The following is a 25,141-nucleotide window of genomic DNA, read 5'->3' as shown; positions in this document are numbered from 1 at the left end:
CCCGTCACGGGGCGGAGAGCTGCTGCGGCGCCGGCTGGTGGCCGCGTCCGCCCGCGCCGGCCGGCCCTCTGCCGTACGCGTCGAGGCGCCCCCACCGCCCGGGAATGTCGAGCAGCGCCACGAAGTCGAGACTAGCGGGCAGAGCGGGCCTGATCACGAGGTCTTCGCCGACCGGTTGCAGCCCGAGCATCGTGCGCAACAGCAGCAGGGTGGCCCCGGCGGACCACGCCTGCGGGCTGCACGCGGTGGGATAGTTGACCGGATACTTGGTCTCGGCCCGGGGGTATCCGGCGAACGCCTCGGGCAGCCGGCCGTCGTAGAAGACCGCCGCGTCCAGGATCCCGGCGGCGATCCGGGCCGCCTCGTCGGCGTACCCGTAGCGGCGCAGGCCCCAGGCGATGAACGAGTTGTCGAACGGCCAGATCGTCCCGACGTGGTACCCGATCGGGTTGTAGCGGCTCGCGCTCTCGGCCAGCGTGCGCACCCCCCAGCCGCTGAACAGCGCGGGCGACATCAGGTGTCGCGCCAGGGCGGCGGCCTTCGGCTCGTCGACGATGCCGCTCCACAGCAGGTGGCCGATGTTGGACGACAGCGCGTCCACCTGGCGGCCGTCACCGTCGAGCGCGAGGGCCATGTACTCGCCGTCGGCGACCCAGAAGTCACGGTTGAAGCGCTGCCTGAGCTCGGCGGCGTCCCGTTCCAGCCGGTCCGCGTACGCCGGGTCGTCCCAGACCGTCCGGGCGAGCCGGGCGGTGCGCATCTTCGCGTCGTATGCGTACCCCTGCAACTCGCAGGTCGCCCTGGGGAAGCCGGGCAGCCGCCCGTCCTGGTACGAGATGCCGTCCCAGGAGTCCTTCCAGCACTGGTTCTCCAGGCCGTTGCGGGTGTTGCGCCGCTCGTAGGAGATGTAGCCGCTGCCCGTCAGGTCGGCGTAGTCGTCGATCCAGTCGATCGCCGCCCGCGCCTCCTGTTCGACCGAGCGGACGAGCGCGGCGTCGCCGGTCCAGCGTTCGTACTCGTCGAGCAGCACCAGGAACAGGGGAGTGGCGTCGGCGCTGCCGAAGTAGGGCGTGTGCGGCGTCTCCTCGAACACGCTCATCTCCCCGTACCGCATCTCGTGCAGGATCCGGCCGGGCTCCTCCTCCCGGAAGTCGTCGACCCGGCTGCCCTGCCGCAGCGCGAGCACCCTGAGCGTGGTGGCGGCGAGATCGGGCGCGAACGGCAGCGCCTGGAGGCTGGTGAGGATGCTGTCCCGGCCGAACAGGCTCATGAACCAGGGCAGGCCGGCGGCCGGCACGCTCCGGTCCTCGGCGAGGAACGGGCTGAACCGCAGCGCGGCCAGGTCGATCAGGCTGCGCCGGTACGCGCCGCGCAGGGGCTCGAAGCCGGATTCCAGCCGCGGCGCCTCCGCCAGCCAGTCCTTGAGCCGGCGCTCCTTGTCCCGGCTGCGCGCCCGTCCCGGAATCGTGAGCCGTTCCAACCCTCGCGGCATCGGCAGGTCCGGCTCCGCGGTCAGCCTGGTCCGCCACCTGCCGTGCGGTTCGAGGTGGACCGCGAACGTCAGCCCGTCCTCGTCCAGTTCCGCCGGCGTCGTCGCGGAGACGATCGTCACCCGCTTGAACCGTTCCCGCTCGTAGCCCAGGACGAGGCGCCCGTCGTCGACGCGCCGGTAGTGCCGACCCTTCTTCCGCGCCGTCGCGTCCTTGACCTCGAAGACGTCCGCGAAGTCGGCGTCCACCTCGACCCGGACGGTCAGGTCGACCGGCTGGCCGGCATGGTTGGTGATGCTCAGCTCCTCGTGCAGGCCGGCGTCGAGCGTGTGCACCCGCCGCACGGAGAGCGTGCTGTTGACGTAGACGTCCTGGTGGCCGGGGACCAGGTAGAACCGGTTCTCGAAGTAGTGGATGTCGTCGATGGCGAGGGTGCTCAACCGCTCCCCGTCGATCGTGAGCACCCACTTCGACAGCAGGCGCGTGTCGTGGGCGAAGAGGCCGAGCGGGGTGTCGGGCGACGGGCGGATGTCGCCGGCCCGGTCGCAGACCAGGAAGGTGGTGCCGTCCAGGATGCCCACCTGGTCGTCACTCATGGCCGCCTCCCCGGCGGCGCGTGCCGAGGGACGTGGGCGGCGGCGGAAAGAGCTTCCGGACGGTCGCGAAGAGCCGGGGGCTGCCCGCCACGGCCGCCTCGCCGCGCAGCACCGTGGTCAGGAAGTACGCCTCCCCGCTGGCGATGCGGTCGAACACCGCCCGGTCCGCCTCGACGACCGCGTCCCCGCCGGTCGCCCCCTCGGTGACCCTGATGTCGCCCTTGTCGATGGAGACCAGCCAGTGCTCGGTCCGGCCGTCGCGGCTGATGTCGAAGCGCACGCTGCCCTCGTCGATCGCCCTGAGCCGGCGGTCGTGCCCACGGCGCGCGAGGCCGTGGAAGAAATCCTCGGTGGCATCTGCCATCGCGACCCTCCTCACCGGCCACCCTTTCCCCGGAAACGCCGCCACCGTCTCACCCGGAGAGGGTGAACTTCGCGCGGCCCCGCCGGGGGTCGCGCCCACCGCCGGCCGGCCCCGAGCCGTCCCGGGCGTGGCGGGCCGGGCGGCCCGACCGACACCCGCCCCGCCGCCCGGCATCGCCACTAGCCTGGGATCCGATGGATCCCATCCAGGCGACGCTGCTCGTCGCCGCCGGTGTCGCCACGGGCGCCTTCAACGCGGTCGCGGGCGGCGGTTCCCTGATCGCCTTCTCGGCGCTGATCGCTGCCGGCATCCCGCCGCTCACGGCCAAGCTGACCAGCACCGTCGCCGTCTTCCCCGGCAACGTGGCGAGCGTCGCCGGAGGGTACCGGGACCTGCCGCCCCGCGGCGACGTGCGGCGCGTCCTGCCCGCGGCGGTCGTCGGCGGCGTCGCCGGGTCGGTGCTGCTGCTGGTGACGCCCACCCGCGTCTTCGACATGATCGTGCCGTTCCTGGTGCTCGCCGCGTCGGCCGTCCTCGGGCTGCGGGGCTGGCTGGACGGTCTGGTCCGGCGCTCCGCGCCGCGGGACCGGCGGGCGCACCCGGCGGCCCTGCAACTCTCCGTCGCCCTGGGCGGCCTCTACGGCGGTTACGTCGGCGCCGGGTTCGGCATCGTCCTGGTCGCCGGCCTGGCGCTCCTCCAGCACGAGCCGCTCACCAGGACAATCGCCCTGAAGAACCTGCTGTCCGCCGTCATCTCGTTCACGGCGGTGGTGCTCTACGTCCTCTTCGGCACCGTCAACTGGGCGGGGGTCGTAGTCGTCGCCCCGGCGACCGTCGTCGGCGGCTACGTCGGCGCCCGACTGCTCCGCAGGCTCCCCGAGGGCCCGCTCAGGGCGGTGGTCGTCACGTTCGGGGTGCTCTTCGGGCTGTTCCTGCTGAGGCGCAATGTCCTGTAGACCGCGCTGCCACCGGGGAGTCCCGGCCCCGGCGACGGGACGGGCCCCTGCCGTCCGCTCGGATGGCAGGGGCCCGTCGCGCACCGGTCAGGCCAGCGGGACCTGGCGGGCGAGTGCGGCGCCGCCGGCCTCGAAGGCCGCCAGGATCGAGGTGGGCGTGCCACCGGTCGCCGGGACCACGACGGTCACCGGGCGGCCGGAGTGCACCTGCACCGAACGCTCACCGAGCGACCGGTCGCCGTCCCAGGTGTGCAGGTACACCGTGCCGGCGCGGTCGGCCCGGACGGTCACCCGCACGCCGCCGGCCACCTGCCGCTGGTCGGTCAGCCGCAGCGCCCGCTCGGGCAGCCGGGTGACGGCGGCCGGAGCGACGCCGTCCACCGCCGACTGCGCGATGGTCTGCGGGCTGTGCACGCTACGGGCGGCGGTGTCCGGGAAGACCGGGGCGCTGGGCTGCCGCGCGGCCGGGGTGAGGCCGGGCAGGGTGACCAGGCCGTAGCGGTACGGGTCGGCCCGCACGCCGGTGAAGGTGGACCAGCCCAGCCGGGACTGGGAGCTGAGGTCCTGGGTGTCCGAGTCGTACACCAGCACGTTGAAGCCCATCCGCGCCGGGTCGATGGCGTCGGGCAGCACCGCGAACGGGATGCGCGCCTCGATGGTGTAGCCGGTGTACGGCGCGGTGACCTTGCTGACCACGGTCATCCCCGGGGCGGTCGTGGCGCCCGGTCCCTGCCGGTTGTCGGCGTCGCGCTGCCAGCACGGCGGGTCGCCGTTGGCGGGGTCGTCGGTGACCGGGAAGATGCCCGCCTTGAACACGGTGGAGGTGTCCGTCGAGTTCCCCTTCGGGTCGACGATGATCTCCACGCTGTCGGTGCGCCGCTGCCGCTTGCAGTCCTGCGGCACCACCTTCCTGCCGAGCACGTCGTCGGTGACCTGTACGAACACGACGAGCGCGTCCTCGGTGAAGGCGATCCGACCGGTGGCCGAGGCATCCTGTGGCGTGGTGGCCTGCCCCTCCCAGATGCGGGACAGGTCCAGCTCCTCGCCGGGGTACTCGCCCGGGGAGGCCACCCCGTCGACGGCGTGGTCGTGCCCGGCGTGCGGCACCTCGCTGGTCGGCACGATCTCCAGGGCGCCGGTCTCCACGGTGCTGCCGGCGGCGCTGGTGGTGGTGATGGTGATGCCGTAGTCGCCGCCGTCGCCGCCCTCGTTGGCGGTCGGCAGGCTGGCGTCGCTGTTGGTGACGGTGAAGGTGACCGCCCCGGTCGCGCCCGGCGCCAGGGAGGTGTAGCTCTTGGTCGGCGCGTCGGCGGTGAAGCCGGCCGGCAGGCCGAGGGCGACGGTGCCGCTCTGGGCGGTTTCGCCGTGGTTGCGCAGGTCGACCCGGACCGTCCGGCTCTTGCCGGAGCCGAGGGTCAGCACCGGCTTGATCAGGGTGTCCAGCTGCGGGTAGCCGCTGTCGCCGGCCCAGGTGCGGAACAGCCCCACCTCGGGCAGCGGCTCCAGGGTGCCGCGCACGTCGGCGACCACCCGGACCGCGCGGTCCGTACGGCCGGTGCCCTGCCCGGTGGTGAGGGACGCGCCGACGAGGTGCTGCTCGTTGGTGTCGGCGCCGGCGGGGACGGTCACGGTGAAGGTGACGGTCCGCTCCTTGCCGGCCGGTACGGCGCCGCGCACCGCGCCGGAGCCGCTGGCGGTCCAGCCCTGCGGCAGCCGCAGGGAGACCCGGGGCGAGGTGAGGGCCCGGTTGCCGGGCGCCCGCACGTGCGCGGTGACCTCGACGCTCTGCCCGGGGGCGAGGTCGAACCGGTCGGCGGTCAGGTAAAGCTCGGTGCCCTTGGGCAGCCCACCGGCGGCCGGGGGCAGGACCGAGCCGCGCAGGATCGCCTCGGGCGAGGTGTCCGCCGGGTCGTACGGGACGCGGCTGTCGACCAGGGTGTAGAAGTCGCAGCGGATCTTCGCGGGGTCGGTGGGGGCGGCGGCGGTGTTGGCCCAGCCCTGGGTCACGTAGTCCCGGCGGGCGTCGACCTCGACCTCGGCCCAGGTCTTGCCGCCGGCGCTGCGGGCGCCCTCCCAGACGCCGAACACCTGGTCGGTCGGGACGGCCGGCACGAAGCCGGTGGCGCACTGCGGCCCGGTCGTCGAGCTGCCGCTGCCGCCCGTACGCAGGAACTTCGCCGCCCGGAACGGCTTGAGCCCCTCCTTGGTGACCTGCTCCGGGAACGCCTTCGGGTCGGCGGCGGCGTGGAACGCCTCGGCGGCGAAGCGGGCGGCCTGCTGGTGGTTGCCGTGGTTGCCGGGCGTGGGCGACGGGTTCATCGTCATGACGATCTCGGGCCGGGTCTGCCGGATCACCCGGACGATCTGGGCGAGGGTGTCGTCGTGCCCCCAGATCTGCTCGGACAGGGGCGCGGACGCGGTGTACCAGAAGTCGACCCGGTCGAGGTTGTAGAGGTTCTCCACCCCGGCGCGGCCGATCGCGGTGCGTTCCTCGCGCTCGCGGATGATGCCCAGCGGCGGGCCCTCCTCCAGGCCGACGGCGTTGCCACCGCCCTCGCCGCGGGTGATGGTGACGACGCCGGCCTTGGCGCCGTGCTTCTCCTTCCACTGGCCGAGGGTGGCGAGGCTGCCGGCCTCGTCGTCGGGGTGCGCGCTGACGAAGAGGACGTCCAGGTCGACGGCGTCGGTCGGCCGGGCGTCGGGGGGTGCGGCGAGGGCCACGGCCGGTGTCCCGGACAGGGCCAGGGCGAGCGCCGTGGGTAGCAGGAACGCCTTGAGACGCATGCGGATCCTTTCGCGTGACGCGAGGTCCGGGCAGCGGCCGGCGACGTCGGACGCGGGGCGTCGACGTGGGGGTCGCGGTCGGACGGTGAGAGGGCGGGCAGGGGCGCCGGGGCACGAGGGAGCGCCGGCGTCACCTCAGGTACGCAGCGGCACGGGGGTCCGTACACACTGGAAGGCCTTCGCCCGGTGACGCTAGGGACCGGCGCGGTGGCCCGTCAATGCTTTGCAAGGTCTTTCTTCTTTTGCGAAAGAAACTAATCCCCCGCTGTTCGAGGTGTTGCGGGTGGTGAATGCGCCCGTCCGACGGCCTCCCCGGGGCCCGAGGAAGGGCGTTTCCGCTGCTCAAGAAGGAGGCCGCAAGGTAACGAGACGGTTTCGTTACTTGACTCGATAGTTCGTTCGCCGTAGGAAGGAAGTGTGACTGACGTGGTGACGCCACCAACGAGCCCGGTGAGCCGGGAGCGGTCGAAGGAGATCAAGCGGTTGTCCGTGATCTCCACCGCCCGCCAGGTGCGGGTGCTCTCCCGCGCCGAGCTGACCGAGCTCACCGGGCTGAGCCCCGCCACGCTCACCCCGCTCGTACGCGACCTGATCGCCGAGGGCTACCTCATCGAGCGCGGGCCCGGGACCGGGACCTCCCGCACCGGCCGGCCACGGGCGATGCTGGAGTTCAACCCCCGGGCCGAGCTGGTCGCCGCCGTCTCCCTGGAGCCGTCCCGGATCAGCTGCGAGATCGCCGACAGCGACGGCGCCGTCATCGCCCACCGGGCGGTCCGGCTCGCCGGCGACATCGTCGACACCATCTGCCGCTCGATCCCCGAACTCGCCGGCGACGGGCTGCCGGCGCTGCGCGGGGTGGCCATCGCCGCGCCCGGCATCTCCACCGGCGGCGCAGTGCGCCTGGCCCCCTCGGTCGGCCTCGTCGAGGGCCGGCCGGTGGGGGAGTCGGTGCAGCGGCGGCTCGGGGTGCCGGTGGTGGTGGACAACGACGTGAACCTGATGGCGGCGGGCGAGCACGCCGCCGGCGCGGGCAGCGACGTCGCCGACCTGCTGCTGCTGCACGTGGCCGACGGCATCGGCGCCGGCCTGGTGCTCGACGGGCAGGTCCGCCGGGGCGCCGGCGGGGCCGCCGGCGAGGTCGGCTTCCTGCCCCTGGACCCGACCGACCGGGGCCACGACGGGATCGGTCCGTTCGAGGCCCGCTGGTCGGAGAACGCCATCGCCGAGCGCATGGTGGCGCTGGCCCCCGGGCGGCGCCCGGACTCGCCCGTGGCCGACCTGGTGGCGCTGGCGGCCATCGACGACCGGGCCGCCGCCTACCTGGACGACGTGCTCGCGGCCTGGTCGCGGCTCATCGTCTCCTGCGTCTGCGTCGTCGACCCCGGGCGGGTGCTGCTCAGCGGGGCCGCCGCCCACCTGGACGACGCCGCCGTCGACCGGCTCCAGGCGCTGGTCACCGCCGCCGCGCCGAGCAGCACCGAGGTGCGCCGGGCCGTGCTCGGCGACCGGGCGGTGCTGCACGGGGCGGTCAGCTACGCCCTCTCCGCGGCTGCCGCCGGCATGCCGACGCTGCTGCCGACCCCTTGACCACACACCACGCACACCGCAGTTCCCCCCACACCCCTCGGAGGTACCCCATGAGACGTCGACTTCTCCTCGCCGGTGCGCTCGCCACCGTGCTCGCCGCCGGCACCGCCTGCGGCGGCGGTGGTGGTGACGACGCGGCCGGCGGCGCGAGCGCCGAGAAGCTGACCATCTACACGGCCCGCGACAAGAAGGTCTCCACCTACGTGGTGGACCAGTTCACCGCCAAGTACCCGGAGTACAAGGGCAAGGTCGAGATCCTCAACCTGGGCGCCCAGGAGATCCTGGAGCGGGTCCGGGCCGAGAAGGCCAACCCGCAGGCCGACGTCTGGTGGGGCGGCACCCAGCAGGGGCTCTCCGCCGGCGCCGGCGAGGACCTGCTGACCTCCTGGCAGCCGGCGTTCGCCGCGAAGATGGACCCGAAGTACAAGGACGCCGAGGGCCGCTGGTTCGGGGAGATCCTGCTCCCCGAGGTCATCATGTACAACAACAAGGCGCTCACCCCGGAGCAGGCCCCGAAGGACTGGGACGACCTGCTGAAGCCGGAGTGGAAGGACAAGATCATCATCCGGGACGTGGCCGCGTCCGGCACGATGCGGTCGATCTACGCCGCCATGATCATGCGGCAGTCCCCGGACGGCAGCAACCCGCAGCCCGGCTACGACTGGCTCAAGAAGCTCGACGCCAACACCGGCGCGTACGCGGCCAACCCGACCGACCTCTACCTGAAGCTTTCCCGCCAGCAGGGCGTGCTCAGCGCCTGGAACCTGCAGGACGTCCTGCTCCAGGCCAACCAGTCGAACATGCCGTTCGGCTACGTGATGCCCGCCTCCGGCGCCCCGGTGCTGGTCGACGGCATCGCCGCGGTCAAGGGCGGCAACACCACCGGCGCCCAGAAGTTCATGGAGTTCCTCTTCGACGACAAGCTCCGCGCCGACCTGGCCAAGGACTACTACCAGATCCCGGCCGTGGAGATCGCCGAGAAGCCGGAGTGGCTGGCCCAGCTCGGCCTCAAGCCGCTGGACGTCGACTGGGACGTCATCGGCAAGAACGAGACCGAGTGGATCAACCACTGGAACAGCCAGATCAAGAACAAGGGCTGACCGCCCGGGCGTCCCGGGGGCGGGCCCGTCCCGCCCCCGCGCCCCCACCCTGACGACCGTCCAGGTCCGGTACCGCACGAAGGAGAGGACCTCATGATCGATGTCACGCTCGAGTCGGTGAGCAAGCGCTTCGCGCGCGGCGGCGACACCGCGGCCGTGGACGACGTCGACATCACCATCGCCGCCGGGGAGTTCTTCACGCTGCTCGGCCCCAGCGGCTGCGGCAAGACCACCACCCTGCGCATGGTGGCCGGGTTCTACTTCCCCACCTCCGGCCGGATCCGGTTCGGCACCGAGGACGTCACCCGCCGGCCGCCGAACAAGCGCGACACCGGCATGGTGTTCCAGAACTACGCCCTCTTCCCGCACATGAGCGTCGCGCAGAACGTCGCGTACGGCCTGAAGATCCGCAAGGTCGGGCGGGTCGAGGCGCGGCGGCGGGTCGAGGAGGCGCTCGGCCAGGTGCACCTCGCCGGCTACGGCGACCGGCGCATCGACGAGCTCTCCGGCGGCCAGCAGCAGCGCGTCGCCCTGGCCCGCGCGCTGGTGATCCGCCCCCGCACGCTGCTGCTCGACGAGCCGCTGTCGAACCTCGACGCCAAGCTGCGCGAGGAGACCCGGGTCGAGATCCGCCGCATCCAGCGTGAGGCCGGCACCACCTCCATCTACGTCACCCACGACCAGGCCGAGGCGATGGCCATGTCGGACCGGATCGCGGTCATGCAGTCCGGCCGGGTGCAGCAGATCGGCGCCCCGCAGGAGATCTACCACCGCCCGGCGACCAGCTTCGTGGCCCGCTTCATCGGCCGCAGCAACGTGCTCACCCTGCCGGTGGTCGCCGCCGACGCGCAGAGCGTCACCGTGGGGCTGCCCGCCGGCGGCGAGATCGCCGCGCCCGCCCCGACCGACCACGGCCTGCGCCAGGGCGACACCGCGTCGGTGTCCGTCCGGCCCGAGCACATCGGGCTGACCTCGGCCACCGAGGCGGGCGCGCTGCCCGGCCGCGTCACCGAGGTGGAGTTCACCGGCATGGCGACCAACCTCGTGGTCGACGTGGCCGGCGAGCCCGTGCAGGTCGCCGCGATCGACGTGCCGGCCGGGATCTCCGCCGGCGACCAGGTCGGGCTGCGGCTGAACCGGGAGCGGATGTGGGTGGTGCGCCCGTGAGCACCCTCCCCGCCACCCCCAGCCCGGCGACCGTCGCGCCGATCACCGGCGAGCCGACGCCGCCGTCCGGCCCGCGCCGCCGGTTCGCCGACCGGTTCGCCGGCGGCACCGGATCGCGCTGGTTCCCGTACGTCCTGGTCTTCCCGCTCGCCCTGATCCTCTTCGGGTACGTGGTGCAGCCGATGTTCGCCACCTTCGCCGAGAGCGTCGGCGTGGACGGCGTGGAGAACTACGGCAGCTTCGTCACCGGCGGCGGGGTCGCCCGCTCCTCCCTGGTCACCTCGCTGATCATCTCCGCGGCCAGCGTGCTGCTCTGCGGCGTCGTCGGCGTGGCGATGGCCTTCCTGCTCAAGCGCTTCTCGTTCCCCGGCCGCAAGCTGATCGAGGCGATCATCCTGGTGCCGGCGGCGCTGCCGCCGCTGATCGGGGCGATCTCGTTCCAGCTGCTCTACAGCGAGACCGGCATCCTGCCGCGCGGCCTCCAGCAGCTCTTCGGCGCCGAGAACCCGGTGCTGCCGTTCAGCGGCATCGCCGGCGTGCTGGTCGTGCACACGTTCACCATGTACCCGTACTTCTACCTGTCCGCCTCGGCCGCGCTGTCGGGCATGGACCCGTCGGTGGAGGAGGCGGCGTACAACCTGGGCGCCGGCCGGGTCCGCGTGTGGCGCACGGTGCTGCTGCCGATGCTCACCCCGGCGCTGGTCTCCGCCTCGCTGCTGGTCTTCATGACCTCGCTGGCGTCGTACACCGCCCCGCTGCTGTTCGGGGTGGACCAGACGATGACCATGCAGATCTACATCAACCGCACCAACGGCGACCTGCCGATGGCCTCCACGTACGCCTCGGTGCTCGGCGTGGTCTCGGTGCTGTTCCTGCTCGGCATGCGCTGGTACGAGGGGCGGCGCAGCTACCGCTCCCAGTCCAAGGGCGTCGCCGCGCACCGGCGCGAGATCACCAACCCGCTGGGCAAGTGGCTCGCCCTGGTCGCCTCGGTCCTGGCCACCGCGGTCCTGCTCGCGCCGGTGGCGACCATCGCCCTGGTCGCGTTCTCCGAGGACGGCTCCTGGACCACCGAGGTCATCCCGGCGGCGTACACCACGCAGAACTTCGTCACGATCTTCTCCGACCCGGCGGCGTTCCAGCCGATCCTCAACTCGTTGCAGATGAGCCTCCTCGCCACCGCCGCCTGCGTCATCGTCGGCGTGCTCATCGCGTACGCGGTGCGCCGGCTGGACTTCCGCGGCCGGGGACTGCTGGACGTGGCGGTCATGCTGGCCTGGGCGCTGCCCGGCACGGTGGTCGCGATCAACCTGATCTCGGCGTTCAGCACGGGCAACGCGTTCAGCTTCGGACAGGTGCTGATCGGCACCTTCTGGATCATGCCGCTGGCATACTTCGTGCGGTTCCTGCCGCTGGTGTTCCGGTCCAGCTCGGCCACCCTGGCGCAGATCGACCCGTCGCTGGAGGAGGCCGCGCGCAACCTGGGCGCGTCCTGGTGGCGGGCGTTCGGCACGGTCACCCTGCGGCTGATGCTGCCCGGCGTGGTGGCCGGCGCGCTGCTCGCCTTCGTGCACGGCGTCGGCGAGTTCGTCGCCTCCGTGCTGATCTACACCTCCGAGACCGCGCCGATCTCCGTCGAGATCAACAACCGGATGTACTCGTTCGAGGTCGGCACCGCCGCCGCGTACGGCATGCTCCAGGTTGTCCTGATCTTCGTGGTGATGGTGGTCTCCGGCCGGCTCGAAGGCGGCCGGCGCTCCAGTCGGGAGGCGGCCCGGTGGACGGCGTGAGCGCGGCCTGGCCGGCGGGCGGCGGGCTGGTCCCCGCCGCCCGGATCCCCGGCGGGGAGCTGGCGGCGGTCGCCGAAGCGGCAGACTTCGCGGTGCTCCCGGTCGGCGCGGTCGAGTGGCACGGCCCGCACCTGCCGCTCGGCACCGACCTGATCCTCGCCGAGGGCTTCGCCGCCGAGAGCGCCGTCGGCGGCGACGACGGCGCGACCCCGGCCGGCGACCGGGCGACGGCGGCGGGCCCGCGCGGGGTGCTCTTTCCCGCCGTGCCGTACGCCGCCTGCCCCGGCCAGACCCGGCCGTGGCCCGGCACGGTGTCGATCCGGCCCGAGATCGCGGTCGGCTACCTCGCCGACGTGATCGAGGGGATCGTCGCCGCCGGCTTCCCCCGGCTGCTGATCGTCAACGGACACGACGCGAACATGTCGACCGTCCGCGCCGCCATGGAGTGGGTCTCCGGGCGGCGCACGGCGAGCCTGCTGCTGGTGAACTGGTTCCAGCTGGTCACCCCGGCCGAGACCGCCGAGCTGTACGGGCCGCTGCCGGCGCGCGGGCACGGTGGGGCGTACGAGACCTCCGGCGTGCTCGGCTTCGACCCCGGCGCGGTCCGCCTCGACGCGGTCGCCGACCTGCCGCCGAAGCCGAAGCTGCCGGTGACCCACCCGTACGTGCTGGTGGAGTCCCGGCCCGACCCGTGGCAGGGCTGGTCCGGGCACATCTCGCTGGCCGGCGAGGAGGTGGGCCGCCGCGTCCGGCAGCTGGCCGGCGCCCGGCTGCGCGAGGTGATCGCCGCCTGGGTGGCCGCCCCGCCGCCCGCCCCGCCGACCGACGCCCCGCTGCCCACCGACGTCCCGTCGGCCGCCGACGCGCCAGCCGGCGGGCCCGAGCCCGAGGAGGCGCCGTGACCGTCGACCGTGGACTGGACGTCGTCGACTTCCACCTGCACTTCCGCATCGGCGCCGACGAGACGATCCGGGCCTGCGAGCACGCGGCCGACATGCATCCCGGCGGCGAGCACGAGCGGGCGGTCCGCGCCGCCGGCTCCGCCCCGTACGCGCGGCAGTGGCGGCAGGCGTGGGGCTTCCCCGACCCGGAGCCGCCCGCCGAGCGTTGGCAGGACGAGGCGGACCGCTGGGCCGAGGAGCTGCGCGCGGTGAACGTGCGCCGGGCCGTCTTCGTCACCGGCGGCGGCAACGACACCGTCGCCGACGTGGTGGACCGCCACCCCGACCTGCTGCTCGGCTTCGCCCACCACGACCCGTACGCACCGGACGCCGCCGCCGAGCTGGAACGCGCCGTCACCGAGCGTGGCCTGCGCGGGCTGAAGCTCTTCGCCCCGCTGCTGCGCGGCCCGCTCGACGACGAGGCCCTCGACCCGCTCTGGGGCGCCGCCCAGCGCCTCGGCGTCCCGGTGCTGATCCACATCGGACACTACGGCAGCGCCGGCGGCCTGTCCCACGGCCGGTACGGCGGCCCGGACGAGCTGGCCCGGATGGCCCGCCGCTTCCCCGAGCTGGCCGTGGTGGTGCCGCACTTCGGCGTCCAGCACGTGCAGGACCTGCTCTTCGCCGCGTGGGGCTGCCCGAACATCCACGTCGACACCTCCGGGTCGAACCAGTGGGTGCGCTGGATGCCGTACAAGCTGACGCTGGACGAGCTGTTCCGGCGCTGCTACGAGACCATCGGCCCGCACCGGATCGTGTTCGGCAGCGACTCGTCGTGGTTCCCGCGCGGGTACGTCACCCGCTACCTCGACGACCAGCTGCGGATCTGCCGCGAGCTGGGGCTGCCCGACGACCACCTACGCGCGATCTTCGCCGGGAACGCCGAGCGCCTGCTCGGCCTGGACGACTGATCGGCTGACGCCCGGGCGCGGCGCACGACGCCGAGCCCGGCACGGAAGGAAGTAGAGACCGTCATGAGCACACCCGCGCTGACCACCTATCAGCGGCACCACCTCCGGCCGACCTACGACCACCACGTCGGGTACCTCTTCCCGGCGATGGTGCGGGCCAGCCAGGCCCACGTGGTGATGCTGGTCGAGCAGGGGCTGGTGCCCGCCGAGCGGGGCGCCCGGCTGCTGCGCGGGCTGGCCGAACTGCGCGCCGACACCGCCGGCGCGCCCGAGTTCGACGGCACCTTCGAGGACACCTACTACCTGCTGGAGAAGCGGCTGGCGCAGGCGTGCGGCATCCCCACCTCCGAGCTCGACGTGCAGATGGCCCGCAGCCGCAACGACCTCGACGCCGGGGTGTTCCGGATGCTGCTGCGCGACCAGGCGCTCGGCGTCCTCGACCGGGTGCTCGCCGCCGGCACGACCGCCCTGGACTCCGCGCACCGCTACGCCGACGTGGTGATCACCGGCTACACCCACCGCCGGCCGGCGCAGCCCACCACCATCGGGCACGCCCTCGCCGGCTACGCCGAGGCCCTCGCCGGGGAGGCCGTCGCCTACGCCGAGCTGATCGACCAGCTCAACGTCTCGCCGCTGGGCTCCTGCGCCTTCGCGGGCACCGACCTCGACATCGCCCCCGCCCGGGTGGCCGAGCTGCTCGGCTTCGACGGCCTGGTCACCAACTCGTACGAGGCGGTGGCCGGCGCCGACCACCTCGTACGGGTCGGCACCCTCAACGCCCAGGCCCTCGCGACCGGCGCCCGGCTGGCCCGCACCCTCATGGACTGGCTGAGCTGGCGCTGGGTGAGCACGCCCGGCGACTTCACCCAGGGCAGCAGCATCATGCCGCAGAAGCGCAACCCGGTGGTGCTGGAGCACCTCGTCTCGATGGCCGGCGCCACCGCCGCCGACGCCGCCAGCGTGCTCAACAACGTCGGCGCGGCCTGGTGGGAGGACTCCAACAACGCCACCACCGACGTGCAGGTGCGGCTCTGGGAGAGCAACGACCGCACCGACCGGTTCTTCGCCCTGCTCGGCGGCTTCCTCGCCGAGATCGAGCCGCTGGAGCCGCCGTCGGCCGAGGAGATCGTCGCCTCCGGCGCCACCACCACCGCCGCGGCCGACGCGCTGACCCGGCACGGGGTGCCGTTCCGGGCCGCCCACTCGGTGGTCGGGCGGCTGGTCCGGGGCGGGGCCCCGGCGACCTGGACCGCGCAGACCGTCCGGGCGGCGGCGGAGGGGATCGCCGACGGGCTCGACGACGACGCCGTCGCCGACCTGATCGCCGCCGCCGTACGCCCGGAACTGGTGCTCGACCGCGCCCAGGTCGACGGTCCGGGCGCGGACGCGGTGCGCGCCCAGGTGGCGGTGCTGCGCGGCACGTTCGACGCCGTCGCCGGCCGGCTGGCCGCCGTGCGCGACCGCCTCGCCGCCGCCGACGAGGCGCTGGACGCGGTCGCCGCGCAGGGGGCGGCCCGATGAGCGCGCGGGACGCGGCGGCCGGGGGCGCGGAGGTGGTCCGGTGAGCATGCGACTCGCCGGCCGGGCCGCCCAGTCCGCGCCGCCGGCCGGCGACGCGGGCGTGCTGCTCGGCATCGACTTCGGCGGCACCAAGATGGCGGTCGGGGTGGCCGACGGCGAGGGCCGGCTGCTGGCCCGCGAGCGGGTGCCGACGCACGCCGAGCGGGGCGCCCCGCAGGCCCTGGACCGCGCCCTGGAGCTGGCCGCGAAGCTGGTGGGGGAGGTCGGCGCGCCGGTCGCGGCGGCCGGGATCGCCTCGCCCGGCGTGGTCCGCTCCGACGGCATCGACCTGGCGCCGAACGTGCCCGGCTGGGACGGGCTGCGCCTGGCCGACGCGGTCCGGGACCGGCTGGCGGTGCCGACGGTGGCGGTCGACAACGACCTGAACGCCGCCGCCCTGGCCGAGCTGCGGCTCGGCGCGCTCCGCGACGCCGACCCCGGCCTGGTGGTGGGCCTGGGCACCGGCGTGGCGGCGGCGGTCACGGTCCGCGGGTCGGTGCTGGCCGGTCACCACGGGGCGGCCGGCGAGATCGGGTACGCCGTGGCCGGTGCCCCGTGGCCGGGCACGATGCTGGAGCTGGGCTTCTCCGGCCGGGCGCTGGACCGGCTCGCCGAGTCGCTCGGCGTGCCGGGCGGGGCGCGGGGGCTGGCCGCTGCCGCCGAGCGGCCCGGCCCGGCCCGGGAGGCGCTGACCGTCCGCGCCGACGAGCTGGCCCGGCACCTGGTCACCTGCTGCCTGCTGCTCGACCCGCAGCGGGTGGTGCTGGTCGGCGGGGTGGCCGGCAACGCGTTGATCCGCGGCCTGCTGGGGGAGCGGATGGCGGCGGTCCTGCCGTACCCGCCGGAGGTGGTGCTGTCGCGGTTCGCCGACGACGCCGCGTTGCTCGGCGCGGTCATCCTCGCCCGCGAGGCGGTGCCGACCCCCCGCTGACCGCCGGATGTGTGTGTAAGGAGGGGCCCCTTGTTAACAAGGGGCCCCTCCTTACACCCGGTGCCAGCTCTTGCAAGGAGTTGCAGTCCGTGAGGCCGGCGATCCATCGTGGAACGCCGGCTTCGCGAGGTTTGTGGGTGATGTGCCAGGTCCATAGCCACCACCCCGGCAATGTTGCCATGAAATTTCGAGAAGTTTGCTGCAAGGTATTGCAGAGCCTGCCGTGGATCGAGCATTGTCTTTGCTACCTGGACGGCCGTCCCTCTCGTCAGTGCCTCTTCGTCCCCGGAAGTAGGTCCTCCTGTCATGGCACGATCCACACCGCCCCTGCGCGCCCGCATCCCCCGCCTGCTCCTCGCCGCCGCGCTCGTCGCGTCCGGAGCCACCCCGCTCGTGGCGACCGTCGCCGCGCCCGCCCACGCCGCCGTCGCCCTCAACGCCAGCGAGGTGACGGCAAACCTGTGGGAGTGGAACTGGAACTCGGTCGCCGCGGCCTGCACCGACCACCTCGGCCCCGCGGGCTACGGCGCGGTCCAGGTCGCGCCGCCCCAGGAGTCGGTGAGCCTGCCCAACAGCGCCGACGGGGCACACCCCTGGTACGAGGTGTACCAGCCCGTGTCCTACAAGCTGGACAGCCGGTTCGGCAACCGCCAGCAGTTCGCCGCCATGGTCACCGCGTGCCACGCGGCCGGCGTGCGCGTCTACGTCGACGCGGTCGTCAACCACATGGCCGGCGTCAACAACCCGGCCGGCACCGTCGGCTACGCCGGCACCACCTTCACCGGCTACGGCTACCCGGCCGTGCCCTACGGCCACGGCGACTTCCACCACCCCGGCGACAACTGCCCGACCTCCGGCGGCATCACCGACTGGAACAACGAGTCTCAGGTGACCAGCTGCGAGCTGCTCTCCCTGTCGGACCTGTACACCGAGAAGGAGCAGGTCCGCAACAAGATCGCCGCCTACCTCAACGACCTCATCGGGCTGGGCGTGGACGGGTTCCGCGTCGACGCGGTCAAGCACGTCAAGAAGGACGACTTCGCGGCCATCCTCGGCAAGCTGAACAACACCGTCGCGGAGAACAAGCGACCGTACGTCGCCCAGGAGATCTTCGACGGCGCCTCCAACGACGCGCTCAAGGCGCGGGCCTTCATCGGCAACGGCGACGTGCTCGACTTCGGGTACGCCAAGGGCCTGCGCTCCAGCTTCCAGGGCTCCATCGCGAACCTCGCCAACGTTGCCAACTGGAACCTCGACGCGCCCAGCGCCAACGTCTTCGCCATGGTCACCAACCACGACCTCGAACGCGACGGGGTGGTGCTGTCCTACAAGAACGGCAGCGACTACACCCTGGCCAACTACTTCGCGCTGGCGTACCCGCACGGCAGGCCCTCGGTCTACGACAGCTTCACCTGGTCGAACCGCAACCAGTCGCCGCCGGCCACCGGCAGCGGCCACGTGACCGACACCGTCTGCGGCGGCAACTGGACCTGCCTGACCCGGTCGACCGGGATCAAGGGCATGGTCGGCTGGGCCAACACCGCCCGCAACGTCAAGACCGTCTCGGACTTCACGGTCGTCAACAGCAACGTCATCGGCTTCCACCGGGGCGACCGCGGGTGGATCGGCATCAACGACTCCGCCGCCGCCAGCACCGCCCAGTTCGTCACCGGCCTCGCCGACGGCGCGTACTGCGACGTCATCTCCGGCGCCGCCTCGGCCGCCGGGTGCACCGGCGCCACGGTCACCGTGACCGGCGGCCGGGCCACCGTCACCATCCCCGCCAACGGCGCGGTCGCCATCCACGCCAACGCCCGGGGCGGCCCCGCGGCGAAGGTGGCCACCACGTTCACGGCCACCGCCTCGCTGCCCGCCGACCGGACGCTGCACCTCGTGGGCGACACCTCCGCGCTCGGCAACGGCGACCCGGCCACCTCCGTGCCGCTCACCCGCACCGCCACCGGCGCGTGGACCGCGACCGTGGACCTGCCGGCGGCCACCGCCGTCTCCTACCGGTACCTGGTCAAGAGCGGGTCCACCGTGGTCGAGCAGGAGGCCGCCAGCCGCACCTTCACCACCCCCGCAGGCGGGACGACGACCCGGACCGACACCTACGTGCCGGGACCGGTGGGCGACACCGTCGCCACGACCTTCACCGTCACCGCCACCGTGGCCGCCAGCCAGGAGGTCTACGTCGTCGGCGGCGTTCCGGCGCTGGGCAACTGGGCGCCGGCGAACGCGGTGCGGCTGCCCGCCGCCGGTGGCGTGTTCCGCGGCGTGGTCGACCTGCCCCGGTCGGCCACCGTCGAGTACAAGTTCATCAAGAAGACCGCGGCCGGGGTCGTCACCTGGGAGTCCGGCGCGAACCGGAGCCTCACCACGCCGGCGGGCGGCACCCACACCGTCACCGAGACCTTCCGCGGCGACACCGCCGGACCGGTCGCCACCGCCTTCCACGCCACCGCCACCACCTCCTTCGGGCAGAACGTGTACGTCGTCGGCAACCTGCCCGCCCTCGGCGGCTGGAACCCGGCGAACGCCGTCGCGCTCTCCCCGGCCGACTACCCGGTCTGGCGGGCCACCGTCAGCCTGCCGCCGAACACCGCCGTCGAGTACAAGTACCTGAAGAAGAACGCCGACGGCTCCGTCACCTGGGAGTCCGGCGGCAACCGGAGCTTCACCACCCCGGCGGGCGGCACCCACACCCGCACCGACACCTGGCGCTGACGCCACCGGTGGCCGGCCCCGCCGGGGCCGGCCACCCGGCCGTCCGGGTCGGGCGTCGCCGCTCGCGGGTCGGGCGTCGCCGCCGCGGTGGCTACCATGGCCGCCCATGGACGAGACCTGGCACGCGCTGTGCGCCACCCCGATCGACGAGGTACGCCGGCGCGCGGCGATCGTCAGCGAACTCACCTTCCACGCGCCGACCACCGTCGACGGGGCGGAACGGTTCGCCTGGGACGACGGCGGTGGGCAGTCGACCGTGTGGCACTTCGTCCCGGACGGGCGCGCGCTGCTGCTGACCTTCGGCCCCGAGGCGGATCTCAGCGTGGGCTGGGACGAGTACGCCGCCCAGGAGGCGCTCTACGACGACGTCCCCGAGGACCTGGTCCACCTGGTGCGCGACCGCCCGGCGAACAGGCGGTACGGCGCCGTCGTCGACGTGCCGACCGGCCGCACGATCCACTGGGCCTGCGGCGTGTTCTGGTTCGACGGCGAGCAGTGGCGGGTCGCCGAAGGCCTGCTGGACCACTGCGACCAGACCGGCATCGACCCGATGATCGGATCCGAGTTCGCCTACTGCCTGGGTGTCTACCGATTCGGCCGGGACTTCCTCACCCCGGAGGCCGTCGTCGCGGACACGGAGCACCGCTGGTACGTCGACGCAGACGAGGGCGACGAACTGCCCGCCGTCCGTGGGATCTTCGCTCGGCACGCCGCAGCGCGCGCGGTCACCCGTCCGGACACGGTCCGTGATCTATCGTGAGTGCCGAGTGCCGGATCGAACACCAACTCACCGGGGGTGGGACGTGGGCCTGATCCACATCGAACTGTTCGCGACCCTCGACCTCGTCGCCCAGGCGCCCGGCGGCCCCGACGAGGACCCGGTGGGGTTCCCGTTCGGCGGCTGGCAGGCGCCCCTGCTGGACGCGGCCTCCGGGGCGCAGGTCGCTGCCGCCTACGAAGGCACCGACGCCCTCCTGCTCGGCCGGCGGACGTACGACATCTTCGCCGCCTACTGGCCGCACCAGGAGGGCGGCGAGGACGACGAGATCGCCGCGCTCTTCAACCGGGTCCCGAAGTACGTGGCCTCCCGCGGCCGGCCCGACCTCTCGTGGGCCGGGTCCACGCAGCTCGGCCCGGACCTGGCCGCCGCGGTGCGCGAGATCCGCGACCGGCACGAGCACGTGAAGGTCGTCGGGAGCCTGAACCTGGTGCAGACCCTCCTGCGCGAGAAGCTCTTCGACCGTCTCGACCTCTGGGTGCACCCGATCGTGCTCGGCGTCGGGAAGAAGGTGTTCGACGGTGGCGCGGTGCCCACGAACGTCACCCTGCTCGAACCGCCGGTGGCTGGCCCGAAGGGCACCGTCTACCTGCGCTACGGGCTCGCCGACGGCACGCCGGCGACGGGGGACATGAGCGCGCCCGATCGCGGTGCCGGTCGCGACGACTGAAACCGCCCGACAGGTGTGGCCCGGACGGGCCGCCGGATTGTCGGGCCCCCGTCTCATACTGGGCCACCTGACTGCTGACGGTCGCACGAGCCGACCCGACACCGAGGCGGAGAGATGGCCAAGCTGATCAACACCGACATCGTGTCCCTCGACGGCTACGTCAACGACGAGAACGGCAAGTTCGGCTGGAGCGAGCCGGTCGAAGAGGTGCACCGCTTCCTCAACGACCTGGACCGGGGCATCGGCACCCACCTGTACGGCCGCCGGCTCTACGACGTGATGTCCTACTGGGAGACCGCCCACGAGCAGCCCGGGCACCCCGACTACATCCTCGACTACAGCCAGATCTGGCGTTCCGCCGACAAGATCGTGTATTCGTCCACGCTGGCGGGGCCGCGCAGCGCCCGCACCCGAATCGAACGCACGTTCGATCCGGAGGCGGTCCGCGCGCTCAAGGAGTCCGCCACGCGCGACCTGGCGATCGGCGGCGCCAACCTGGCCGCCCAGGCCCACCGGGCCGGCCTGGTCGACGAGATCTGCCTCATCATCTGCCCGGTGCTCGTCGGCGGTGGCACGCGCGCCCTCCCCGACCGCGTCCGCCGCAACCTGACCCTGCTCGACCAGCACACCTTCTCGCAGGGCACGATCTTCGCCCGTTACCGCGTGGACGGCTGACCCGGCGTCACCGGCACTGCCACGACACGGCCTAGGCGGCCGAGGCCGCCCGCGGGTCGTTCGGCCGGATGCGCTGCGCCAACCCCGGCACCGAGATATCGGAGCGGCCTTGGCCGCCAGCCGGCCGTGTCGCGTGCGGCGCCGGCTGCCCGGAATCGGAGCGGGCCATGCGCAGGGCGCGCTGGGCGTTGTTCCAGGCCGGGCAGGGCCAGGCCTGGCCCGCGCAGAGCAGGTTGCGGCAACCACCGTCCCCGTCCGGCTCGTGGGCGTCGGCCACGTCCAGGGCGAGCTTCCACAGCAGCGGGTCGGTCACCTCGGCGGGACGGTCTGCCTGACGGTCGGACCGGGCGGTGGTGTCGGACACGAGTTGATCCCCCTTGAGCGCAGGTGTGATCTTCACCTTCTCCAGTTTGCCTGCCGGCGAAACCTCGGCACCCCTTCCAGGCTGCGCAACCGGGCGCCGGACGGCGCTCAGCCCGGGGCCGGGTGAGCCAGCTCACCGAGCCAGGCACGAGGCCAGCACGGCGACACCTGCGGCGAGAACGCCGCCGGCGACGCCCCGGTCGTCACTCGGCGCGGTGCGGGGCTCGCGGCGGCCGGTTGCGGCGCAGCCGCAGCGCCGCGACTGCGGCGACGATCAGCAGGACCGCCAGGGCCGGTCCACCCGCGATGACCATGAGCCCCGCTCCGATGTTGGCGCCGATCCCGCCGGCGGTCAGCACCCGCCAGGCGAGGCCGAGGAGGACGCCGGCCGCGACGAGCGGCGCCAGCACCCACCACCACCGGCGATCGAGACGGCGGCGTGCGGTGTCCCGGATCAACCAGGCGAGCGCGAGGGCGACGCCGACGCACGCCAGGACGCCGACGATCCGGTCTCCCGTCGCACCGAGGCTCACCGGCCGGATCGCGTAGTCCAACTCGACACCCTCGGCGGCGAGCCGTCGGGCCTCGTCGCCAGTCAGGTCCCCGATGAGCCACCAGGCCGCCACCGGGGCGCACAGGACCAGGACGAGCGCGGTGATCGGAAACGTCGGTCGGTGCTGCTTCGTCATGCCTGTGGCCTTCTTCCGGCGATCTTGTCCAACCAGCTCGGCCAAGTATGTGGGTGGCCTCCCGGCGGGGCGTGAGCACACCTACTCAGGGCGGCCCCGAACGGCGGGTCGCGGGGTCGACCGGTGGTGCGCACGGGACATCGACGGGGATTGACAGATCACTTTGTGTGCGCTGAGGATGACTCAATCCACCGATCCTCGACCGGAACGGCTCTCGTCCACCAGCCTGACGACGCTTCCCGCGCCCGGCGGCGTCGGTCCGTTGCCACCGGACACTCCATCTCTTGTTCCGCCGGTCGCGACACCGCGGTCGTGGCGCGCGACCGGCGGGGCGCAGCCGGGCACCCGGGCGACCCCCCGGCCATCCCGTCCGGTCAGCCTGCCGACACCAGAAGGGCGGACACATGAGTGATCCCCTGGCTCCCCGGTGGCGACGCCGCCTACCCGTTCCGGCCGCGCTCGCCGCCGCCACGGCGGTGGTGCTGCTGGTCAGCCCCGCCTCGGCCGTCGTGCCCGCCGCAGAACCCCCCGTCGGGCTGGTCCGCGTCGCCGACGAGGAGGCGAACGTCGTCGAGGTGCTGCTCGCCGGCACCGCCCAACTGGACGCCCTCGTCGCCACCGGCGTCGACCTCGACCACCACGTCACCCGTACCGGGAACGGGGTCGTCGCGCACGCGGTCGTCACCGCGAGCGAGGCCGCGGCACTGACCAGGGCCGGTTTCACCCTCGGCAAGGTGCTGCACCGGCCCGCCGACGCCCGCGCCCGGGTGGCCGAACGCGAGGCGACCATCGCGGGGCACGTCGCCCAGAACCGTCAGTTCGCCGCCGCGTCGGGCGGCCCGGGCGCGTCCGCCGCCTCCGACGTCAGGATCATCCGGGCGGACTACTACACCTCCGGCACGAGCCAGATCCTCTCCGTCGAGGCGAAGTGGACGCAGGGCCAGACCGCCGCCGACGCGCTCACCGTCGAGCGGGACAGCGGCCCGGGCACCGAGATCGGCTCGGGCGGTACGCAGACGATCTCCCGCTTCGTCGACGCCGGCGTCTACCTCTACCACCGCGGCGCCGCGCCCGTGACCAGCCGGCCCGACCGGATCCGGATCACCAGCCCGACCGGCGACGTGGCCGTCGCGCAGGTGCGGGAGTGGCTGCCGACGCCCGGCGACGGCCCCGAGGGGCCCGGCTACCAGAAGGACTTCGTCACCAGCTACCTGACGCCCACCGAGCTGTACGCGCGGATCCACCAGCTGGCGGCCGAGTTCCCCTGGCTGGCGGAGGTCGTCGAACTGCCGCACAAGACCAACGGCTACCGGCGGCACGCGCAGGCCGTGCTCGGCACCGCCACCGACAGCCGCGTCGCGGTGGACTCCCTGGCCTGGGGGCACGAGGGCGGCAACGACGTCTCCGTGGAACTGGCCGACCCGGGCGCCGCGGACACGCCGCTGTCGGTGACCGTCGCCGGCGCGGCCGTACGGGTCACGCTCGGCACCGACGGCGAGGGCGCGGTGACCAGCACTGCCGCCCAGGTCGTCGCGGCGCTCAACGCCGGAGCCGGGACGCTCGTGCGGGCGTACACCTATCGGGGCAGCCCGGGCGGCGGCGTGGTCGCGCCGGCCGCGCGGACCCCGCTCAGCGACGGCCTGAGCGCCCCGGCGAGCGTCTCGCGCGACCCGCATCCGGTGTACGCCATCCGCATCGGCAAGCACCGGGACGGCTCGAAGCTCGGCGTGCTCGCCTACGCGCAGGAACACGCCTGGGAGGCAGGTTCACAAACTAGCTGACTCCGTCGACGGAGCCGACGACCTTGCGAAGGACTCGCTCGAACTGCTCGTCAGGGATTACCACCGTGCCCGGAGGCACAGCCGCCAGGGCGTCAATCTTGGCCTCAAGGGCGTCAAGCCGAGTGTGTACCCGGTTGGTAGACATCGGGTTCTTGGGGTCGCCAAGCTGGTTGGCGTACGTCTCCTTGTCGGAGAGCAGAGCTTCAACGCGGTAACCCGCTACGTTGGTAATCGTCTTGATGGAATCGACCTTCGCCTCAAGTCGGCGGAAGTCGTCGTCGTTAGGCATCCAATCTCCAAACCACGGCTTAGTGGAGTCTTCGTGACTCCCTCTGGTGTTGAAATGAACGTGCTTCGTGTGGCGGTTTCGGTTGGGACCGACATAGGCATACGACCGAGGTTCCCAGCCTTCGGAGCGGAAACAAATCTGGTCGTTGTAGATCCAATACTTCGAGCTTTCGTGTGCCTCGAAGGCACGGATACACTCCCGAACGTCGACTCCGTCGACATCCATATCCCAGGCGTCCACAGAGCCATCAGAGTCGGGGTTGTGATCGGAAGAGGTCTTGCTGTGAGCAAGGTCCCCGATAGTGCCGTCAGAAGCCTTATCCCTCCGAGGCCACCTGGCGTTCACCTCGTTGCGGAAGTTGGTCAGAGCCCTATTGAGATACCAGGCCATCACGGCTCCGGATCGGGATCGGGCTCCTCAGGAGCAGTCGGAGAGCAGTCGTACTGGGTGGGGACTGCGGCCCTCGCAGTCTGGACAACATTCGGCCCACCTGCGGCAAGCAGGTCAACAAGCCACTGGAAGATCTCGTCGTGAGACCCGGGCTCGTAGCCACCCCACCCGTTAGTCGGCGGGTTGATGTAGACAGTGTCAATCTGAACATTGCCGCCCGAAGGGACGCTCAGCATGAGCGAGTAAATAGGTACGGGGCCAAGCTCCGGCTCAGTAAAAGGCATAACGTTCCTCCTGGTAAAAGGGTGTTGACAAGCCAGGCGATCTGTGCTTACCTGGACTTCCTATAAGGGATCTTGGAGGGGCTACTGATGCCGAGCTACGGCCGCATTAGCCCACATGCACACCTGATCCAGGTTTGTCAAGGCCAAGCTGAGTTCCCGAGATTCGGGACAGGTGACCATCAGTTCGAGTGCCACGAGGTAGCAGAGCTTTCGGACTCGCTCATGCTTCTTGATAACGTCCTCAGTGGACGGCTGGTGATAGGTAAACCTCGATTCGACCTCGGCAGGGTCAATCATCATGGAAATCCTTCGATGGAG

General features: G+C 72.5%; 21 protein-coding genes. 14 read left to right on the top strand and 7 right to left on the bottom strand.

Features of this window, described 5'->3' with window-relative positions:
* Positions 1 to 4: 4 nt before the first annotated feature.
* Both AC0OO9_RS31405 and AC0OO9_RS31400 read right to left on the bottom strand, forming a co-directional pair.
* Complete coding sequence (locus AC0OO9_RS31405) at positions 5 to 2,086, bottom strand: amylo-alpha-1,6-glucosidase (protein ID WP_484514513.1); 2,082 nt, start codon at positions 2,084 to 2,086, stop codon at positions 5 to 7.
* Complete coding sequence (locus tag AC0OO9_RS31400) at positions 2,079 to 2,450, bottom strand: SCP2 sterol-binding domain-containing protein (protein WP_484514511.1); 372 nt, start codon at positions 2,448 to 2,450, stop codon at positions 2,079 to 2,081. The genes AC0OO9_RS31405 and AC0OO9_RS31400 overlap by 8 nt, the downstream gene beginning before the upstream one ends.
* A 194-nt stretch (positions 2,451 to 2,644) precedes the next feature.
* Between AC0OO9_RS31400 and AC0OO9_RS31395 the strand changes: the two genes are divergently transcribed.
* Positions 2,645 to 3,406, top strand: coding sequence for a sulfite exporter TauE/SafE family protein (locus tag AC0OO9_RS31395; RefSeq protein ID WP_484514509.1), 762 nt, complete (start codon positions 2,645 to 2,647; stop codon positions 3,404 to 3,406).
* 87 nt (positions 3,407 to 3,493) lie between these two features.
* Here AC0OO9_RS31395 and AC0OO9_RS31390 read toward each other — a convergent pair whose 3' ends face one another.
* On the bottom strand, positions 3,494 to 6,190 hold the full coding sequence (locus AC0OO9_RS31390; protein WP_484514507.1) for a sugar-binding protein: 2,697 nt from the start codon (positions 6,188 to 6,190) through the stop codon (positions 3,494 to 3,496).
* A gap of 417 nt (positions 6,191 to 6,607) precedes the next feature.
* Here AC0OO9_RS31390 and AC0OO9_RS31385 point away from each other — a divergent pair, with 417 nt between their 5' ends.
* The 12 genes from AC0OO9_RS31385 to AC0OO9_RS31330 all read left to right on the top strand — a co-directional run bounded on the left by AC0OO9_RS31385 (position 6,608) and on the right by AC0OO9_RS31330 (position 21,027).
* Entirely contained in the window at positions 6,608 to 7,777 is a 1,170-nt protein-coding gene (locus AC0OO9_RS31385; RefSeq protein ID WP_484514505.1) for an ROK family protein, read from the top strand.
* Between the two features lie 50 nt (positions 7,778 to 7,827).
* On the top strand, positions 7,828 to 8,877 hold the full coding sequence (locus AC0OO9_RS31380; protein WP_484514504.1) for an extracellular solute-binding protein: 1,050 nt from the start codon (positions 7,828 to 7,830) through the stop codon (positions 8,875 to 8,877).
* Between the two features lie 93 nt (positions 8,878 to 8,970).
* The gene (locus tag AC0OO9_RS31375) at positions 8,971 to 10,044 is read left to right on the top strand and encodes an ABC transporter ATP-binding protein (RefSeq protein ID WP_484514502.1); all 1,074 of its coding nucleotides are present in this window, start codon (positions 8,971 to 8,973) and stop codon (positions 10,042 to 10,044) included.
* Positions 10,041 to 11,834, top strand: coding sequence for an ABC transporter permease (locus tag AC0OO9_RS31370; RefSeq protein ID WP_484514500.1), 1,794 nt, complete (start codon positions 10,041 to 10,043; stop codon positions 11,832 to 11,834). The genes AC0OO9_RS31375 and AC0OO9_RS31370 overlap by 4 nt, the downstream gene beginning before the upstream one ends.
* Positions 11,822 to 12,736, top strand: a complete 915-nt coding sequence (locus AC0OO9_RS31365; protein ID WP_484514499.1) for a creatininase family protein — start codon at positions 11,822 to 11,824, stop codon at positions 12,734 to 12,736. Before AC0OO9_RS31370 ends, AC0OO9_RS31365 begins: the two co-directional genes overlap by 13 nt.
* The gene (locus AC0OO9_RS31360) at positions 12,733 to 13,686 is read left to right on the top strand and encodes an amidohydrolase family protein (RefSeq protein ID WP_421450052.1); all 954 of its coding nucleotides are present in this window, start codon (positions 12,733 to 12,735) and stop codon (positions 13,684 to 13,686) included. The genes AC0OO9_RS31365 and AC0OO9_RS31360 overlap by 4 nt, the downstream gene beginning before the upstream one ends.
* A 63-nt stretch (positions 13,687 to 13,749) precedes the next feature.
* Positions 13,750 to 15,207 carry a lyase family protein gene (locus AC0OO9_RS31355; RefSeq protein ID WP_484514497.1) on the top strand — a complete coding sequence of 486 codons (1,458 nt, stop codon included), beginning with the start codon at positions 13,750 to 13,752 and terminating at the stop codon, positions 15,205 to 15,207.
* Positions 15,208 to 15,253: 46 nt separating this feature from the next.
* A complete protein-coding gene (locus AC0OO9_RS31350; RefSeq protein WP_484518101.1) occupies positions 15,254 to 16,177 on the top strand; it encodes an ROK family protein in 924 nt (307 codons plus the stop codon).
* A 306-nt stretch (positions 16,178 to 16,483) separates the two neighbouring features.
* Complete coding sequence (locus AC0OO9_RS31345) at positions 16,484 to 18,904, top strand: carbohydrate-binding module family 20 domain-containing protein (RefSeq protein ID WP_484514495.1); 2,421 nt, start codon at positions 16,484 to 16,486, stop codon at positions 18,902 to 18,904.
* A 106-nt stretch (positions 18,905 to 19,010) separates the two neighbouring features.
* On the top strand, positions 19,011 to 19,664 hold the full coding sequence (locus tag AC0OO9_RS31340; RefSeq protein WP_484514494.1) for a hypothetical protein: 654 nt from the start codon (positions 19,011 to 19,013) through the stop codon (positions 19,662 to 19,664).
* A 43-nt stretch (positions 19,665 to 19,707) separates the two neighbouring features.
* Positions 19,708 to 20,352: a dihydrofolate reductase family protein gene (locus tag AC0OO9_RS31335; RefSeq protein WP_484514493.1), complete on the top strand. Its 645-nt coding sequence runs from the start codon at positions 19,708 to 19,710 to the stop codon at positions 20,350 to 20,352.
* A gap of 114 nt (positions 20,353 to 20,466) precedes the next feature.
* Positions 20,467 to 21,027, top strand: coding sequence for a dihydrofolate reductase family protein (locus tag AC0OO9_RS31330; protein ID WP_484514491.1), 561 nt, complete (start codon positions 20,467 to 20,469; stop codon positions 21,025 to 21,027).
* 31 nt (positions 21,028 to 21,058) lie between these two features.
* On the opposite strand, the gene AC0OO9_RS31325 is transcribed toward AC0OO9_RS31330, so the two are convergent.
* Positions 21,059 to 21,391, bottom strand: coding sequence for a hypothetical protein (locus AC0OO9_RS31325; protein ID WP_484514490.1), 333 nt, complete (start codon positions 21,389 to 21,391; stop codon positions 21,059 to 21,061).
* Between the two features lie 202 nt (positions 21,392 to 21,593).
* A complete protein-coding gene (locus AC0OO9_RS31320) occupies positions 21,594 to 22,079 on the bottom strand; it encodes a hypothetical protein (protein WP_484514489.1) in 486 nt (161 codons plus the stop codon).
* Between the two features lie 404 nt (positions 22,080 to 22,483).
* Between AC0OO9_RS31320 and AC0OO9_RS31315 the strand changes: the two genes are divergently transcribed.
* Positions 22,484 to 23,860 carry a hypothetical protein gene (locus AC0OO9_RS31315; protein WP_484514487.1) on the top strand — a complete coding sequence of 459 codons (1,377 nt, stop codon included), beginning with the start codon at positions 22,484 to 22,486 and terminating at the stop codon, positions 23,858 to 23,860.
* Here the strand turns inward: AC0OO9_RS31315 and AC0OO9_RS31310 are convergent.
* Complete coding sequence (locus AC0OO9_RS31310) at positions 23,853 to 24,539, bottom strand: hypothetical protein (RefSeq protein WP_484514484.1); 687 nt, start codon at positions 24,537 to 24,539, stop codon at positions 23,853 to 23,855. The genes AC0OO9_RS31315 and AC0OO9_RS31310 overlap by 8 nt on opposite strands.
* Before the next feature lie 365 nt (positions 24,540 to 24,904).
* The gene (locus AC0OO9_RS31305) at positions 24,905 to 25,120 is read right to left on the bottom strand and encodes an Acb2/Tad1 domain-containing protein (RefSeq protein WP_484518100.1); all 216 of its coding nucleotides are present in this window, start codon (positions 25,118 to 25,120) and stop codon (positions 24,905 to 24,907) included.
* Between the last annotated feature and the right edge of the window lie 21 nt (positions 25,121 to 25,141).

Source organism: Micromonospora sp. USAFONa4, from assembly GCF_057197825.1.
This window is presented reverse-complemented; position numbering and strand designations above follow the sequence as displayed.

Coding starts and splice junctions, on each gene's coding strand:
- AC0OO9_RS31330 (WP_484514491.1), top strand. CDS start 20,467: ATGGCCAAGCTGATCAACACCGACATCGTGTCCCTCGACGGCTACGTC.
- AC0OO9_RS31350 (WP_484518101.1), top strand. CDS start 15,254: ATGCGACTCGCCGGCCGGGCCGCCCAGTCCGCGCCGCCGGCCGGCGAC.
- AC0OO9_RS31380 (WP_484514504.1), top strand. CDS start 7,828: ATGAGACGTCGACTTCTCCTCGCCGGTGCGCTCGCCACCGTGCTCGCC.
- AC0OO9_RS31345 (WP_484514495.1), top strand. CDS start 16,484: ATGGCACGATCCACACCGCCCCTGCGCGCCCGCATCCCCCGCCTGCTC.
- AC0OO9_RS31405 (WP_484514513.1), bottom strand. CDS start 2,086: ATGAGTGACGACCAGGTGGGCATCCTGGACGGCACCACCTTCCTGGTC.
- AC0OO9_RS31310 (WP_484514484.1), bottom strand. CDS start 24,539: ATGGCCTGGTATCTCAATAGGGCTCTGACCAACTTCCGCAACGAGGTG.
- AC0OO9_RS31395 (WP_484514509.1), top strand. CDS start 2,645: ATGGATCCCATCCAGGCGACGCTGCTCGTCGCCGCCGGTGTCGCCACG.
- AC0OO9_RS31315 (WP_484514487.1), top strand. CDS start 22,484: ATGAGTGATCCCCTGGCTCCCCGGTGGCGACGCCGCCTACCCGTTCCG.
- AC0OO9_RS31400 (WP_484514511.1), bottom strand. CDS start 2,450: ATGGCAGATGCCACCGAGGATTTCTTCCACGGCCTCGCGCGCCGTGGG.
- AC0OO9_RS31305 (WP_484518100.1), bottom strand. CDS start 25,120: ATGATTGACCCTGCCGAGGTCGAATCGAGGTTTACCTATCACCAGCCG.
- AC0OO9_RS31355 (WP_484514497.1), top strand. CDS start 13,750: ATGAGCACACCCGCGCTGACCACCTATCAGCGGCACCACCTCCGGCCG.
- AC0OO9_RS31320 (WP_484514489.1), bottom strand. CDS start 22,079: ATGACGAAGCAGCACCGACCGACGTTTCCGATCACCGCGCTCGTCCTG.
- AC0OO9_RS31340 (WP_484514494.1), top strand. CDS start 19,011: ATGGACGAGACCTGGCACGCGCTGTGCGCCACCCCGATCGACGAGGTA.
- AC0OO9_RS31390 (WP_484514507.1), bottom strand. CDS start 6,190: ATGCGTCTCAAGGCGTTCCTGCTACCCACGGCGCTCGCCCTGGCCCTG.
- AC0OO9_RS31375 (WP_484514502.1), top strand. CDS start 8,971: ATGATCGATGTCACGCTCGAGTCGGTGAGCAAGCGCTTCGCGCGCGGC.